12 protein-coding genes are annotated in these 16,216 nt (G+C 62.4%); 6 read left to right on the forward strand and 6 right to left on the reverse strand.

Features of this window, described 5'->3' with window-relative positions:
* Positions 1 to 50: 50 nt before the first annotated feature.
* Positions 51 to 3,968 (reverse strand): FAD/FMN-binding oxidoreductase, encoded by a 3,918-nt coding sequence (locus EIC84_RS06645; protein WP_034357568.1) that lies wholly within the window; start codon positions 3,966 to 3,968, stop codon positions 51 to 53.
* Positions 3,969 to 4,471: 503 nt separating this feature from the next.
* On the opposite strand from EIC84_RS06645, the gene ugpB reads away from it, so the two are divergent.
* The 5 genes from ugpB (at position 4,472) to ugpQ (ending at position 9,672) form a co-directional block, all read left to right on the forward strand.
* Positions 4,472 to 5,785 carry a sn-glycerol-3-phosphate ABC transporter substrate-binding protein UgpB gene (gene ugpB, locus EIC84_RS06650; RefSeq protein ID WP_003065990.1) on the forward strand — a complete coding sequence of 438 codons (1,314 nt, stop codon included), beginning with the start codon at positions 4,472 to 4,474 and terminating at the stop codon, positions 5,783 to 5,785.
* A gap of 122 nt (positions 5,786 to 5,907) precedes the next feature.
* Entirely contained in the window at positions 5,908 to 6,789 is an 882-nt protein-coding gene (ugpA, locus tag EIC84_RS06655; RefSeq protein ID WP_003065988.1) for a sn-glycerol-3-phosphate ABC transporter permease UgpA, read from the forward strand.
* A 2-nt stretch (positions 6,790 to 6,791) separates the two neighbouring features.
* Positions 6,792 to 7,640 (forward strand): sn-glycerol-3-phosphate ABC transporter permease UgpE, encoded by an 849-nt coding sequence (gene ugpE, locus EIC84_RS06660; protein WP_003065986.1) that lies wholly within the window; start codon positions 6,792 to 6,794, stop codon positions 7,638 to 7,640.
* 65 nt (positions 7,641 to 7,705) lie between these two features.
* Entirely contained in the window at positions 7,706 to 8,713 is a 1,008-nt protein-coding gene (locus EIC84_RS06665) for a sn-glycerol-3-phosphate import ATP-binding protein UgpC (RefSeq protein ID WP_003065985.1), read from the forward strand.
* Positions 8,714 to 8,895: 182 nt separating this feature from the next.
* The gene (gene ugpQ / locus EIC84_RS06675) at positions 8,896 to 9,672 is read left to right on the forward strand and encodes a glycerophosphodiester phosphodiesterase (protein WP_034362157.1); all 777 of its coding nucleotides are present in this window, start codon (positions 8,896 to 8,898) and stop codon (positions 9,670 to 9,672) included.
* A gap of 201 nt (positions 9,673 to 9,873) precedes the next feature.
* Here ugpQ and EIC84_RS06680 read toward each other — a convergent pair whose 3' ends face one another.
* The 4 genes from EIC84_RS06680 to EIC84_RS06695 all read right to left on the reverse strand — a co-directional run bounded on the left by EIC84_RS06680 (position 9,874) and on the right by EIC84_RS06695 (position 14,754).
* Complete coding sequence (locus tag EIC84_RS06680; protein WP_192810452.1) at positions 9,874 to 10,857, reverse strand: tripartite tricarboxylate transporter substrate binding protein; 984 nt, start codon at positions 10,855 to 10,857, stop codon at positions 9,874 to 9,876.
* A 183-nt stretch (positions 10,858 to 11,040) separates the two neighbouring features.
* Complete coding sequence (locus EIC84_RS06685) at positions 11,041 to 12,669, reverse strand: tetratricopeptide repeat protein (RefSeq protein ID WP_003065979.1); 1,629 nt, start codon at positions 12,667 to 12,669, stop codon at positions 11,041 to 11,043.
* Positions 12,670 to 12,859: 190 nt separating this feature from the next.
* Entirely contained in the window at positions 12,860 to 13,753 is an 894-nt protein-coding gene (locus tag EIC84_RS06690; protein ID WP_003065977.1) for an N-formylglutamate amidohydrolase, read from the reverse strand.
* Positions 13,754 to 13,764: 11 nt separating this feature from the next.
* On the reverse strand, positions 13,765 to 14,754 hold the full coding sequence (locus tag EIC84_RS06695) for a tripartite tricarboxylate transporter substrate binding protein BugE (RefSeq protein WP_003058506.1): 990 nt from the start codon (positions 14,752 to 14,754) through the stop codon (positions 13,765 to 13,767).
* Positions 14,755 to 14,900: 146 nt separating this feature from the next.
* Here EIC84_RS06695 and EIC84_RS06700 point away from each other — a divergent pair, with 146 nt between their 5' ends.
* Complete coding sequence (locus EIC84_RS06700) at positions 14,901 to 15,806, forward strand: LysR substrate-binding domain-containing protein (protein ID WP_003065974.1); 906 nt, start codon at positions 14,901 to 14,903, stop codon at positions 15,804 to 15,806.
* 89 nt (positions 15,807 to 15,895) lie between these two features.
* Here EIC84_RS06700 and EIC84_RS06705 read toward each other — a convergent pair whose 3' ends face one another.
* Positions 15,896 to 16,171 (reverse strand): hypothetical protein, encoded by a 276-nt coding sequence (locus tag EIC84_RS06705; RefSeq protein ID WP_003065972.1) that lies wholly within the window; start codon positions 16,169 to 16,171, stop codon positions 15,896 to 15,898.
* Positions 16,172 to 16,216 lie beyond the last annotated feature (45 nt).

Below are 16,216 nucleotides of genomic sequence, written 5' to 3' on the forward strand. Positions count from 1 at the left end.
AGGACCGCCCCGGCCTCCCTTGGGAAAGGCGCGGAGCGACTCAGGGTGCATCACACCAGCACACGCTCGATACCGCCCTGGTTGGCGCGATTGACATACTCGGCCATCCAGTTCTCGCCCAGAATGTCACGCGCCATCTCGACCACGATGTAGTCGGCTTCGAGCAGACCGTTGTTCAGATCGTTGCCATAGCGGCTCAGGCCTTGCAGGCAGCTGGGGCAGCTGGTCAGGATCTTGACGTTGTCCTGGGCGCCGAGCTGACCGTTGTCGCGCAGCGCGGCCTCGCCCTTGCGGATCTCCTCGGTCTTGCGGAAACGGATCTGCGTGGAGATATCGGGACGCGTCACCCCCAGCGTGCCGGATTCGCCGCAGCAGCGCTCGCTCTTGAGCACGTTGTCGCCCATCAAGGCCTTGACGGTCTTCATCGGGTCCTGCTGCTTCATGGGCGTATGGCAGGGGTCGTGGTACAGGTAAGCACCCTTGTTCTGCAGCGTGATGCCCTTTTCGAGCAGATATTCGTGGATGTCGATGATGCGGCAGCCGGGGAAGATCTTGTCGAACTGGTAGCCCTGCAACTGGTCATAGCAGGTACCGCAGCTCACCACCACGGTCTTGATGTCCAGATAGTTGAGCGTGGTCGCCACACGGTGGAAGAGCACACGGTTGTCCGTGATCATCTTCTCGGCCTTGTCGAACTGGCCCGAACCGCGCTGGGGATAGCCGCAGCACAGATAACCGGGCGGCAGCACGGTCTGCACGCCGGCATGCCAGAGCATGGCCTGCGTGGCCAGACCCACCTGACTGAACAGGCGCTCCGAGCCGCAGCCGGGGAAGTAGAACACTGCCTCGGTGTCCGACTTGGTGGCCTGCGGGTCGCGGATGATAGGCACGTAGTCCTTGTCTTCGATATCCAGCAAGGCGCGCGCCGTCTTGGTCGGCAGACCACCGGGCAGCTTCTTGTTGATGAAGTGAATCACCTGCTCCTTGATGGGAGCCGTGCCCACAGATGCGGGCGGATGTGCGGTCTGCTTCTTGGCGACAGCCCCCAGCACGTCGGCCGCCAGGCGCTGGGCCTTGAAGCCCACACCCACCATGGCCGTGCGCATGAACTTGATGGTGTCGGGGTTGGTGGCATTGAGCATGGCCATGGCCAGCTTGTTGCCGGGACGGAAGCTCTTCTTGTCCATCTTGCGCAGCAGATTGCGCATATTCATGGTCACGTCGCCGAAGTCGATCTTGACCGGGCAGGGGTTGAAGCACTTGTGGCAGACCGTGCAGTGGTCAGCCACGTCTTCGAATTCCTGCCAGTGCTTGATGGAGACGCCACGGCGTGTCTGCTCTTCGTAGAGGAAGGCCTCCACCAGCAGCGAGGTAGCCAGGATCTTGTTGCGCGGCGAGTACAGCAGATTGGCGCGCGGCACATGGGTGGCGCACACGGGCTTGCACTTGCCGCAGCGCAGACAGTCCTTGACGGAGTTGGCGATGGCGCCGATGTCCGACTGCTGCATGATGATGGATTCATAACCCATCAGGCCGAAACTGGGCGTGTAGGCATTGGTCAGATCGGCAAACATCAGCGACTCGCGCGGCGAGCGACCGTCGTGACTCTGGTGCGCCAGGGCATCCCACTCTTCGTTGCGGATCAGCTTGCCCTTGTTGAAGCGGCCTTCGGGGTCCACACGCTTCTTGTAATCGGCAAACGGAGCCAGCTCGGCATCCGAGAGGAATTCCAGCTTGGTGATGCCGATGCCGTGCTCGCCCGAGATCACGCCGTCCAGACTGCGCGCCAGCTCCATGATGCGGGCCACGGCTTCGTGCGCGGTCTGCAGCATTTCATAGTCGTCGGAGTTGACGGGGATGTTGGTGTGCACATTGCCGTCGCCGGCGTGCATGTGCAGGGCCACCCAGACACGGCCCTTGAGCACCGTCTGGTGAATCTCGTTGACGGACTCGCGCAGCGGCTGGAAGGCAGCGCCCGCGAAAATCTTGGACAGCGGCTCCTTGAGCTGGGTCTTCCAGCTCGCACGCAGGCGGTGATCCTGCAGCTCGGGGAACAGCGTGGCCACGCCGTCCAGCCAGCCCTGCCAGAGCTCGCGCACCTCGGCCACCAGCGCCAGGGCCTGCTGCACGCGGTCCTCCAGCAGTTCGGCACTGGGGATGTCGCCGGCATCGTCGCTCTTGCCCAGGGGCAGATCGGAGTGCTTGAAAAAGCCGCTCAGCTCGTCGCAGAGCTTGAGCTTGTTGCGCAGCGACAGCTCGATATTGATGCGCTCGATGCCATCGGTGTACTCGGCCATGCGCGGCAGCGGAATCACCACGTCTTCGTTGATCTTGAAGGCGTTGGTGTGACGCGAGATCGCTGCCGTGCGCTTGCGGTCCAGCCAGAACTTCTTGCGCGCCTCGGCGCTGACGGCGGTAAAGCCCTCGCCGTTGCGCGAATTGGCGATGCGCACCACCTCGGCAGCCACGCGGGCCACTTCGTCGGCATCGTCACCGGCGATATCGCCCAGCAGCACCATCTTGGGCAGACGGCCGTTGCCCTTCTTGCTCTTGGTCGCGTAGCCCACGGCCTTGAGGTAGCGGTCGTCCAGGTGTTCAAGGCCGGCCAGCAGCACGCCCGAGCGCTTTTGCTCGGCGAACATATAGTCCTTGATCTCGACGATGGAGGGTACGGCATCCTTGGCATTGCCGAAGAATTCCATGCAAACGGTACGCGTATGCGCCGGCATGCGGTGCACCACCCAGCGCGCGCTGGTGATCAGGCCGTCCGTGCCTTCCTTCTGGATGCCGGGCAGGCCCGAGAGGAATTTGTCGGTCACGTCCTTGCCCAGGCCTTCCTTGCGGAAGGTGTGGCCGGGGATGTCCAGGCGCTCGGTGCGCACATGGGTCTTGCCGTCCGCCTCGAAGTACTTCAGCTCGAAACAGGCCATCTCGGCATCATGGATCTTGCCGAGGTTGTGATCCAGGCGTGTGACCTCCAGCCATTGCGCATCGGGCGTGACCATGCGCCAGGACACCAGATTGTCCAGGGCAGTACCCCAGAGCACGGCCTTTTTGCCGCCCGCGTTCATGGCGATATTGCCGCCTATGCAGGAGGCCTCGATGGAGGTCGGATCCACGGCGAACACAAAGCCGCCGCGCTCGGCCGCATCGGCCACACGCTGGGTCACCACACCGGCTTCGGAGTAGATGGTGGGCACTTCGTGATCCACGCCGGGAATCATGCGCATCTCGACTTCGGTCAGCGCTTCCAGCTTCTCGGTGTTGATGACCACCGAGCGCCAGGTCAAAGGAATGGCGCCGCCCGTGTATCCGGTACCGCCTCCTCGCGGAATGATGGTCAGACCGAGTTCGATGCAGCCCTTGACCAGGCCGGCCATCTCGGCTTCGGTATCGGGCGTCAGCACGACAAACGGGTATTCGACGCGCCAGTCGGTCGCATCGGTCACATGGGCCACGCGCGACAGACCGTCGAACTTGATGTTGTCCTTGGCGGTATAGCGACGCAGCGTCTTCTGCGCGCGGCGGCGCAGCTGCTCGGCCTCGACAAAAGTGGCGTTGAATTCATGCACGGCGCGGTGGGCCGCTTCCACCAGCTGACCCACCAGCTGATCGCGCAGCGCATCCTCGTTGGGCTCGCGGCGCTTGTCGATCTCGGCCAGGCGGTGCTCCAGCGCCTCGACCAGCGACTTGCGGCGGTCGGGGTTGTGGATCAGGTCGTCCTGAAGATAGGGATTGCGCTGCACAACCCAGATATCCCCCAGCACTTCGTAGAGCATGCGGGCAGATCGGCCGGTACGGCGTTCCTGACGCAGCTGATTGAGCACATCCCACATGGATGAGCCCAACAGACGAATCACAATCTCACGGTCAGAGAACGATGTGTAGTTATAGGGAATCTCGCGCAGTCGTGCGGGTTCGGCAGCCTGGGCCTGGAGGGCGGCAGCCAACGCAATCGGTACATTCATGGGGGTAGACCGTGTCGGGCGCCCTCTGTGTGGCGCCCCTAAGCCAGTGGGATGACGATTTTAAGCGACGGAGGCTCAGCCATGCTTTGCTATGGGTTCTGAGTGGCCAGCCCTGCTATCGCCAAAGCAGCAAGCCCCACCGACATTTCCCCGGCGATTCGCTGAATGACAGTGCACAAAGGCGCTGCGAACCCGTTCACCGCTGCACGCAGCCAAAGGGTAGATGAATCTTTCATAGGCTATTTAGACAAAAATCATACATTTCCGAATCAAAAACAACTCAATACGAAAGACTACCAACAACAAACGAAATGCCGTTGACCTAGAATGGCGCAGCTTCGCGCACCATCAAATGTCACCGGATCGTCATACAAAGGCTTGTGACTGCGGGTTCTGCCCATGGTGCGGCGCGTTGCCCATGCAAACAATGACATCCATATGTCATACGGATGACTTAGTGTGCATCACCGCATATTTCGTCAACGATCGTTAGAGGAGCCTTCATGCAATTCAAGCAACTGGCCATGGCCGCCGCCGTCGCCGCTACTACTTTCTCGGCACAAGCCGTCACCGAAATCCAATGGTGGCACTCGATGACTGCCGTGAATAACGAGTGGGTCAATGACCTGGCCAAGCAGTTCAACGAAAGCCAGAAGGATTACAAGGTCGTGCCCACGTTCAAGGGCGTGTACGACGAATCCATGACGGCCGCGATTGCAGCCTTCCGCTCGGGCAACGCCCCTCACATCCTGCAGGTGTTTGAAGTGGGTACCGCCACCATGATGGCTTCCAAGGGTGCGACCGTGCCCGTGGGCAAGGTGATGCATGACGCCGGCGTCGCTTTCGATCCCAAGGCCTATATCCCCGCCGTGGCCGGTTACTACACGGCCCCCAACGGCCAGATGCTGAGCTTCCCCTTCAACAGCTCGACAACCATCTTCTACTACAACAAGGACGCCTTCAAGAAGGCCGGCCTGAACCCCGACGTCGCCCCCAAGACCTGGCCCGAAGTCTTTGCTGCCGCCAAGAAGCTCAAGGAAAGCGGCCACAGCTGCCCCATGACCCTGGCATGGCAAGGCTGGACCCAGCTGGAGTCCTTCTCCACCTGGCACAACGTGGAATTCGCCACCGAGCACAACGGTCTGAGCGCCAACGGCTACAAGGCGCGCATGAAGATCAACTCGCCTCTGCACGTCAAGCACATCGACAACCTGGCCGCAGCAGCCAAGGCTGGCGAGTTTGTCTACAAGGGTCGTGCCTCCACTTCCCAGGCTTCGTTCACCGCCGGTGAGTGCGCCATGATCCAGACTTCGTCCGGCTTCTACGGCGACGTGGCCAAGAACGCCAAGTTCAACTACGCCCTGGCTCCCCTGCCCTACTACCCCGATGTCAAGGGCGCTCCCCAGAACACCGTGATCGGCGGCGCTTCGCTGTGGGTCATGGCAGGCAAGAAGGCCGAAGAGTACAAGGGCGTGGCCAAGTTCTTCGAGTTCCTGTCGCAGACCAAGGTGCAGGCCGCTTCGCACCAGCGCACCGGCTACCTGCCCGTGACCATGGCGGCCTATGACCTGACCGAAAAGTCCGGCTTCTACGCCAAGCACCCCGGCACCGACACCGCCGTGACGCAGATGATCCGCAAGGTGACCGACAACTCGCGCGGCATCCGTCTGGGCAACTACGTGCAGATCCGTACCATCGAGGACGAAGAACTCGAACAGGTGTGGGCAGGCAAGAAGACCGGCAAGCAGGCGCTGGACTCCATCGTGAGCCGCGGCAACGAACTGCTGGCTCGCTTCGAGCGCTCCTACAAACAGTAAACCCTCCAGGCACCCGCAAGGGTGCCGCCAAGGCCTGCGGGGCCTTCAAACAAGGCTCTGCACCCCCAAATACCCCGTTGACTGCACCCAGGCTCCGGCGGTTTTTTTATTTGTAACTCCTCATGGAAAAACGCGTTCTTTTCCGATCCAAGTGGCTTCCCTGGGTGCTGATCGCCCCCCAGCTACTGATCATCGGCATCTTCTTCTTCTGGCCCGCCGGTCAGGCTGTGCTCCAGTCATTCCAGATGGAAGACGCGTTCGGCATGAGTACCGAATGGGTTGGCCTGGACAACTTCCGCCAGTTGTTCGCCGACCCCACCTATCTGAATTCCTTCAAGCGCACAGCACTGTTCTCCGTGCTGGTGGCCGGCGTCGGCATTGCCGTTTCGCTGGCTCTGGCCATCTTTGCGGATCGCATCATCCGCTTTGCCATGGTCTACAAGACCTTGCTGATCATCCCCTACGCAGTGGCTCCCGTGATCGCAGGCGTGCTGTGGGTCTTCATGTTCTCGCCCTCCATCGGTGTGGTGACCCATTACATGGGCAAGCTGGGCTATGAATGGAACCATCTGATGAACGAAAACCAGGCCATGGCCCTGATCGTCATCACCTCGGTGTGGAAACAGATTTCCTACAACTTCCTGTTCTTCCTCGCCGGGCTGCAGTCCATTCCCAAGGCACTGATCGAAGCCGCGTCCATCGACGGTGCCGGCCCATGGCGCCGCTTCTGGAACATCCAGCTGCCGCTGCTCTCGCCCACCACCTTCTTCCTGCTGGTGATCAACGTCGTCTACGCCTTCTTCGACACCTTCGGCATCATTGATGCAGCCACGCAGGGCGGCCCCGGCCAGTCGACATCGATTCTGGTCTACAAGGTCTACCAGGACGGCTTCAAGGCGCTGGACCTGGGCGGCTCCGCAGCCCAGTCCGTGATCCTGATGCTGATTGTTGTCGTGCTGACTGTGATCCAGTTCCGCTATGTTGAAAAGAAAGTGCAGTACTGATCATGGTCGATCGTAATCCCTGGCTTGCCTTCATCTCCCACGCCGTGCTGCTGCTGGGCGTGGCCATCGTGGCCTTTCCGCTGTATCTGGCGCTGGTCGCATCCACCCATACTGCGGACGCCATCGTGCAGTCCCCCATGCCGCTGCTGCCCGGCTCGCATATGTGGGAAAACTACCGCGAAGCCCTGCTCGGTTCGGGCAAGCTCGGCTCCAACACCAATGTCGTGCAGATGATGTGGGTGAGCTTTGTCGTGGCCATGGTCATCACCGTGGGCAAGATCGCTATCTCGCTGCTGTCGGCCTTTGCCATCGTCTACTTCCGCTTCCCGTTCAAGATGGTCTGCTTCTGGGCGATTTTCCTGACGCTGATGCTGCCCGTGGAAGTGCGTATCCTGCCCACCTACAAGGTCGTGGCCGAGCTGGGCATGCTCAACAGCTACGCCGGCCTGACCCTTCCCCTGATTGCCTCGGCAACCGCCACCTTCCTGTTCCGTCAGTTCTTCCTGACCGTGCCGGACGAGCTGGTGGAGGCCGCGCGCATCGACGGCGCCGGCGCCATGCGCTTTTTCAAGGACATCCTGGTGCCCTTGTCCAAGACCTCGATTGCCGCGCTGTTCGTGATCCAGTTCATCTACGGCTGGAACCAGTACCTGTGGCCGCTGCTGATGACCACCTCGGAAGACATGTACCCCGTGGTGATCGGCATCAAGCGCATGCTGGCCGGCGGTGAAGCCGCCGTGGACTGGAACATTGTGATGGCGACCGCCATTCTGGCCATGCTGCCCCCGACAGCCGTGGTGATGCTGATGCAAAAGTGGTTTGTCAAAGGCCTGGTGGATACCGAGAAATAAAGCTCGCCCCCACTGCCTCCACCACCTTCTTTTGACCCATTGAACGAATACCTGGAATACCTCTCATGGCATCCATCTCCCTGAAGAACATCGTCAAGCGCTACGGCTCCGGCAAGTCCGCCGTACCCGTCATCCACGGCATCAACGTCGAAATCAACGACGGCGAATTCATCGTGCTGGTCGGCCCCTCGGGCTGCGGCAAGTCCACCCTGCTGCGCATGATTGCCGGCCTCGAAGAAATCACCGACGGTGACCTGCTGATCGGCAGCAACAAGGTCAACGACCTGGAGCCCGCCAAGCGCAATATCGCCATGGTGTTCCAGAACTACGCGCTCTACCCCCATATGAGCAACTACGAGAACATGGCCTACGGCCTGAAGCTCGCCAAGGTGCCCGAGGACGAGATCAAGCGCCGCGTGGACAAGGCTGCCAAGATTCTGGAGCTGAGCCATCTGCTGGACCGCAAGCCGCGCCAGCTCTCCGGCGGCCAGCGCCAGCGCGTGGCCATGGGCCGCGCCATCGTGCGCCAGCCCCAGGTCTTTCTGTTCGACGAACCCCTGTCCAATCTGGACGCCAAGCTGCGCGGCCAGACCCGCCTGGAAATCCAGAAGCTGCACGCCGAGCTGGGCATCACCAGCCTGTTCGTGACCCATGACCAAGTCGAGGCCATGACCCTGGCCCAGCGCATGGTGGTGATGAACGGCGGCAATGTGGAGCAGTTCGGCACGCCCGAAGAGGTCTATCACACGCCCGCCTCCACCTTTGTGGCTGGTTTCATCGGCTCTCCTCCCATGAACCTGCTCAAGCACTCGCCCAACGGCAAGCCCGGCATGATCCTGGGCATCCGTCCCGAGCATATCGACCTGGTGGAAGCCGGCGGCGTGGAGTTCAAGGTCCAGACCGTGGAACTGCTGGGCGCCGAACGCCTGCTCTACGGCAAGGTGGGCGACGAAGACGTCACCGTGCGCGTGGAAGAAGGCAAGCCCTATCCCAAGCCCGGTGAAACGGCCCGCATCTCGGCACGCGAAGACCGCCTGCACTGGTTCAACGCCGAAACCGGCAAACGCGTATAAATCGAAACACCCCCTGAGCGGCTTCGCCGCTTCCCCCTCTCTGGCGCGAGTGCCGGAGGGGGACGACACCCTCGGTGCGGGGCGGCCCTTCCTCGGTGTCTCCTGTTTGAATGCTGCCTGCTCCAGGCGCAGCGCCAAACTCGCAGAAAAGTGTTGAGCCGCAAACCTTTGTTGGATTGATCATGACTACTGCTTTGAAACCCTGGCCCTATCCCCGCTGGGTGGCCCACCGCGGCGCCGGCAAGCTGGCACCTGAGAACACCATGAGCGCCTTCCGTCTGGGCGCGCAACATGGCTACCGCTTTTTTGAATGCGATGCCAAGCTCAGCCAGGACGGCGTGCTGTTTCTGATGCATGACGCCACGCTGGAGCGCACCACCAACGGCCACGGCATTGGCGGCGCACTGAGCATGGGAGAGATCGCCCAGCTCGACGCCGGCAGCTGGCACTCGCGCGCCTATGCGGGCGAAGCCCTGCCCACGCTGGAGGCCCTGGCACGCTGGTGCCTGGCCAACCATCTGCACCTGAATGTGGAAATCAAGCCGACCCCGGGCCAGGAACTGGAAACCGGCCGCGCCTGCGGCGAGCTGATGCAGCGCATCTGGCCGCAAACCGAGGTACAGCCGCTGTTCACCTCGTTCAAGTCCGAATCGCTCAAGGGCGCCCGCGAGACCGCAGCCCATATTCCGCGCGGCCTGCTGGTGGACAAGCTGGCCGACGCCAGCGGCGACGCCGACCTGAAGCTGGCCCTGGAGCTGGACTGCAGCGCCATGGTGCTCAACCATGCGCTGTGGACACCCGAGCTGGTGGCCAAGGTGCATGGCGCAGGCCTCTACTGCAGCAGCTACACCGTCAACGACCAATGGGCCGCACAACGCCTGATCGACCTGGGCACGGACGGCATCATCACCGACCGCGTGGATATGTTCAGCCCCGCGCAGACAGGCGATCAGCTGTAAATCAGTAGCTGCTTACGCAGATCCACCTTGAATTTCAGCATCAATCAATGCTGGATTCCTTTCAAATCAATCGCAAACAGCTTCGATACCCATAGCAAAACAAAAGCCCGGCCACCCAAAGTGACCGGGCTTTTTTGCGTTCACCACCTCCAATACTGGCACTGACAAATCAGGGCGGCCGCGCAAGGGCCTCAGGGGGTGTCAATCCAGTTTCGTGCCGGAGGCCTTGACGGCTGCCGCCCAGCGCGGCGTCTCGCCGGCCAGGAACTTGCCGAAGGCTTCAGAGCCGAGGAAGGCCGGGTCGGCGCCCTGCTCCACCATGCGGCTCTTCACGTCGGGCATGTTCATCACCTGCTGGAAGGCATTGCTGAGCTTGGCCGTCACCTCCTTGGGCAGACCGGCAGGCGCGAGGAAGCCATAGAAGCCCACCACCTCGAAGCCCTTGAGGCCGGACTCGATGGCGGTCGGCACCTCGGGCAGCGCGGGGTTGCGCTCCTTGCTGGTCACGGCCAGAGCGCGCACCTTGCCCTGCTTGTGATAGGCCGCAGCCTGAGGAATGCTCTCGGCCATGAACTGCACCTGGCCGCCGATCAGATCGGTGAACGCAGGCGCACTGCCCTTGTAGGGAATGTGCACCAGGTCCACGCCTGCGGCGCTCTTGAACATCTCGGGCACCAGATGGCTGATGCCGCCGTTGCCGGCCGAGCCGAAGTTGATCTTGCCGGGGTTGGCCTTGGCATAGCTCGTGAACTCGGTCAGCGTCTTGGCCGGCACCTTGTTATTGACCAGCAGCGCCAGCGGCTGCATGGCGGTGCGGGCAATCGGCGTGAAATCCTTGAGCGTGTTGTAGGGCAGTTTGCTGTAGAGCGCAGGGTTGATGACCATCACGCCGGTATTGGCCAGCATCAGCGTGTAGCCGTCGGCGGGCGAGCGCATCACGTCCTGCGCCCCCACCGAGCCGCCCGCTCCGGGCTTGTAATCCACCACCAGCGGCTGACCGAGCACGCCCTGCAGCTTGTCGGTCAGCAGACGGGCATGCTGGTCCAGCGGGCCGCCGGCGGGGAAGCCCAGCACGATGCGAATCGGCTTGGTGGGAAAGGCGTCCTGAGCCTGTGCGCCCGCGGACAAAAGCAGGCCTGCGCCAGCCATCAGGCCGGCCAGCATGTTCATTGAAGTCTTGTTCATTGTTGTCTCCTTGGTTTTAGAAATCACCGGCCGCACAAAGCGCTGTCCGGGCAGGCTGATCTGGCAGCCAGCCTGCGCTGGATCGCTGCATTCGAGCCATGATTTGAACCATGGCGAGAGCCGGCCGGCATAAAAAAGCGCTTCTCGAGGGAAGCGCTTGTGTGCCAGAGTGCCAGGCGGCAATCAGCGCTTGGGCTGCCAGGCCAAGGCCTTGTTCTGCTGCTCGGCCACCTGGGCAATGGTGAGCTTGTTGGCCGCTTCGTCACGGCGCTTGGCGGCATCGCCGCCCAGCTCCATGGCCGCCAGGTTGTACCAGAAGTAGGCCCTGGCATTGTCACGCGCCACACCCTGGCCCTGTGCATAGACCATGCCCAGGTTGTACTGGGCCGCGGCATCGCCCTGTTCGGCCGCACGCTGATACCACTGCACGGCCTTGCCGTAGTCGCGCGCAGCGCCCTGGCCTTCGGCGTACATCACGCCCAGGCGGTTCTGCGCACCGGAATGGCCTTGCTCGGCTGCCGCCGCATACCACTTCATCGCCTGAGCGGGGCTGGCGGCACTGCCCTGGCCATCGGCATACAGACGCGCCAGGTTGAACTGGGCCGAGGCATCGCCCTTGTCGGCCGCGCGGCGGAACCACTGCATGGCCGTCGCATAGTTCTGCGCAACGCCACGGCCTTCGGCGTACAAGGTGCCCACGTTGTTGATGGCAGCTGCATGGCCTTGCTCGGCCGCCTTCTGATACCACTGCAGAGCCGTGCCGTAGTTCTGGGGCGTGCCCAGGCCTTCGGCATAGATGGTGCCCAGGTTGTACTGGGCATCGGCATGATTCTGGTCGGCCGCGCGCTGGAACCATTGCGCCGCATAGGCAGGGCTTTGCTCCACACCCAGACCGTAGAGATACAGACGACCCAGATGGTTCTGGCCGTCGGCATTCCACTGCTCGGCGCTCTTCTGGAACCAGGAAGCCGCCAGCTTGTAGTCGCGCGGGACACCCACGCCATCCATATACATGCGGCCCAGGCTGTTCTGGGCCCTGGCATCGCCCTGCTCGGCAGCGCGCTGCAGCCACTGAGCGGCCTGCACGGGGTCCAGCTTCACGCCCACGCCGTCGGACAGCATGGAGCCCAGCTGGTTCTGCGCTTCCGCATGGCCTTGATCGGCCGCTTTCTTGAACCAATCGGCAGCCGTCATGTAGTTCACGGCCACGCCATTGCCCTTGAGGTAGCGCTGGCCCAGCTCGAACTGGGCCGTCACATGGCCTTGAGCGGCAGATTTTTCCAGCCACTGGGCTGCGGTGCTGAAGCTCTGGGGCACGCCCAGACCTTCCTGATAGAGGTGGGACAGGTTGTACTGGGCCACGGCATTGCTCTGCTGCGCCGCGCGGCCATACCACTGGGCGGCCTCGCGATAGTTCTGCGGCAGGCCCTGGCCGTTGGCATACAGCGCCCCCAGGCTGTTCTGGGCACCCGCATGTCCCTGGGCCGCGGCCTTGCGGAACCATTGCGCGGCCGTGGCGGCATTCTGGGGCACGCCCTGTCCATGCACATACATCTCGCCCAGCTGGTTCTGCGCCTTGGCATCGCCGCGCTCGGCCGCCTGCAGCGGACCGGCCGTGGAGGCTACGCGCGAGCCTGCAATCGGCAGCGGGCCGTATTGCAGACGGCTGAATTCAAACTGGGGGCCCGATGTGGCGGCTCTGGAATCGCGCAAAAAATTCATGCGACCTTCCGCACCGGTTTGCGCGGATGCGCTCTGGGCAAAGGCCGCCAGACTCGACATGACCAGCGCTGCGATGGGAGTGAACTTCATTCCGGTACGATTCCTAGACGCGTGTTGTTACATCAGACATACGATGACACCAGCCTGCGAGCGTAACTGATTCTGATAGCAGCTTCGATAAGGAATCCCTCAATCGCGGCATCCTCGCCACAGTTTTTTGACATTTGGCCGTGACATTAAAAAAGCCCGGCAATGCCGGGCCTGTCAGGACGCAAAGGTTTCAGCCCCTGGCCATCTGCTGGCGCACATAGTCCGCCAGCACCTGCATGAGCTCGGCAAAATGCGCGCGCAGCGGCTCGAAGCCGGCATTCGGTTCGCGCGTGTCCTCGTCCATATAGACGGGGCGACGGATCTCGATCTGCATCGAATGGCGATTGAGCTGCGGCTGGCCTATGCGCCCGATCAACTCCACGCCCTTGTAGGGCTCGTTGTAGGCCACGCTGTAGCCGAAGCCCTTGAGCGTATCGCCCACCAGATGGATGAACTCGGGCGCGCAGGTCGTGCCGTCGCGGTCGCCCAGCACGAAGTCGGCCAGCGGCGGCGCATCGCTGCGTCCCAGTCGCTGGTACACATCGTTGGGCATGGAGTGCAGATTCAGGTGCCACACGGCTCCGAAACGAGCCACGCTGTCGTCGATGGCCTGCGCCAGCGCCGCGTGATAGGGGCGCCAGTAGCGCTCGATACGGTGCTGGACCTCGGCCACGGTGCGCTTGCGCTCATACAGGGGCGTGGCCACGCCGGCCTTGCTGATGCGCTGCCAGATCAGGCCCAGCCCCTGCTGGGTCTTGATGCTGGGCGACAGCGGCACCGGCCATTCGCCCTCGATCTGCGCGGGGTCCAGGTCGGACTCGTTGCGATTGGGGTCGACATAGGTACGAGGAAAAGTCGCTTCCAGCAATGTGGCGCCGAACTCGGGCCAGCGGTCCCAGAGCGCTGCCACATGCGTGTCCTCGCCACGGCGCAGCAGGCTCATGGGCACGACGGCACCGAAATCCTCGGGATAGGCCGTGCCGCTGTGCGGCGAGTCGCAGACTATGGGCAGAACCTCGCCCCGGGCCGGGTGCACCAGCACAGGCTCGGCCGGTCTGGCTTGGAGAAAATCAGGCACAGACATTGAAGCCTTCATCAGTCCAGCTTGATATTGGCGCGCTTGGCCACGGCCGTGTAGCGCTCGATCGCAGTCTTGATCTGCTTGGCAAACTGCTCGGGCGTGTTGCCCATGGACTCGCCGGAGATGGACTTCTGCTTTTCCAGATAGTCGGGCGAAGCCATGACCTTGTGTGCCGCAGCATTGAGCTTGTCGATGATGGGCTTGGGTGTGCCCGCAGGCGCCACCAGGCCGAACCAGCCGCCGTCACCCATCTGGGGGTAGCCCAGCTCGGTATAGGTGGGCACATCGGGCAGCACATCGCTGCGCTTGAGGGCCAGCACGGCCAGGGGACGCAGCTGGCCGGCCTTGATATGCGGCAGGGTCGAAGGCAGGTTGTCCGTCATGGCATTGACCTGTCCGCCCAGTGCATCGGTAATCGCCTGGCCCGCTCCCTTGTAAGGAATGTGCAGCAGCTGGATACCGGCCAGGTTCATGAAGTTCTCGATATTGGCATGTCCCAGCGAACCCGTGCCCGGTGAGGCAAAGGTGTACTTGTCGGGGTTGGCCTTGGCCAGCGCGATGAATTCCTTCATGGTCTTGGCAGGCACGCTGGCGTTCACCACGAACACGCTGGGCACGCTCATCACATTGGTGATGGGAGCAAAGTCCTTGATCGCGTCATAGGGCAGCTTGCGGAAGATGGCAGGGTTGGAGCCATGGGTGGACACCGTGGCCATGCCGATGGTGTAGCCGTCGGGAGCGGCCTTGGCAATTTCCGAAGCGCCGATGGAGCCGCCGGCTCCGCCACGGTTGTCCACCACCACGGCCTTGCCCAGTATCTGGCCCATCTTGTCGGCCAGCAGGCGCGCCACCATGTCGGTGGAGCCACCGGCTCCAAAGGGCACGATCAGGCGGATAGGGCGATTGGGGTAGTCCGCTGCTGCATTCGCAGCGAACGCGGGGGACAGCGCGGCGGCTGCGGCGCAGGCGGCAATGGATGACAGAACGGTACGACGAATAGCCATGCGGCTTCTCCTTGACTGGTTATGAGTCGGTCGAAGGGCGCAGGATTTGGCACTCCAACCTTTTTTTCATTCTGTGCCGCAGGCCGCACCACGAAAAGCGACAAGACGGCACGCAAGTATTACCAGCCGTCATAATTCAAGCCGTCATGCGCATGCACTCTCCGTCCCTGTCCGAACTTCACGCCTTTGCCGCAGCCGCCCGCCTGGGCAGTTACTCGCTCGCCGCGCAGGAGTTGTACGTGACGCAAGGCGGCATCAGCCGGGCCATTGCCAGGCTTGAGGAGCATCTGGGCTTTGCCCTGTTCGAGCGCCTGGGCAGACGCAACGCGCTGACCGCGGCAGGACAGGACTATCTGCAGGCGATAGAGCCTGCCGTGATGGCGATAGAGGCCGCGTCGGCCGCCGCCCGCAGGCGCCGCCACGGGCCGCAGCTGCGCCTGTCGGTCATTCCCACGCTGTTCAGCCACTGGCTGATTCCGCGCCTGCCCGACTTCAACCGCCGTCATCCGCAAATCATGCTTTCCTTCGCGCCCTATCGGCGCGACGATTCGCTCAATGCGCCGGAGATCGATGCCTGGATTCGCGTCGGCAGCCAGCAATGGCCGGCGGGCGTGGAGGCCGAGTATGTAATCGGCCGCGACCTCATCCCCATCTGCCACCCGCGCGAGCTGCAGGGACCGAACCCCATCCGCAGCGAGCAGGATTTGCTGAGCCGCCCGCTGCTATTCCACACCAACTACCCGGGCAACTGGGCCAGCTGGATGCAGGCCCGGGGCCTGAGCCAGCCCTGCCCCGCCCCGGTCGCGGACTTTGAGACCGTGGCCTTGCTGGTGCAGGCCGTGGCCGCGGGCATGGGTGTGGCCATGGTACAGCGCTGCCTGGTGGAAGAAGATCTGGCCTCGGGCCGCGTGGCTCTGGCGCTGGATGCGCCGGTGCATATCGAACGCGGCTACTTTCTGTGCCAGCAAGGCAACCGCCCCCCCACGGAGACCTTGAAGCAGTTTCGCAGCTGGATACTGGAGCAGGCCGGGCCCAGGGCCGTCAGCGACTGAGGCCTGGCCAGACACTGGCGCGAATACAACAGGCACTCTTGAGTCAGATCAAGATTTCACGCAAAACAGCTTTCCGGCCGGTACGCCAATCAGCGCCAGGCTCGGGAAAGCACCCACTGGCAGCAGGCACTTGTGCAGACCAGTGCGGCATAAGCGAGCATCTTGCCGTCGCGTGAAAACAGCCAGAGACTGAGCAGTAAAACCGCTACACCCAATATGAAATTAATAGCTACCTGCGCAATAAAGGATTGGGCTCCAGCCTTGTTTTGCTTTAAAAAGCGAGCACAGATTGCCAGGCCCAGAGCGAGAAAAAACGCAGGGGCGAGGAAGTTGAGTAAATGATTAACGCTCGCAACAAAATCCATGGCAACAATCGATTCCAAGGCTTTGAGCCCGGGGGGTGCCCAATT

Origin of the sequence: Comamonas sp. A23 (assembly GCF_004522605.1) — a bacterium.
GTDB lineage: Bacteria > Pseudomonadota > Gammaproteobacteria > Burkholderiales > Burkholderiaceae_C > Comamonas > Comamonas thiooxydans.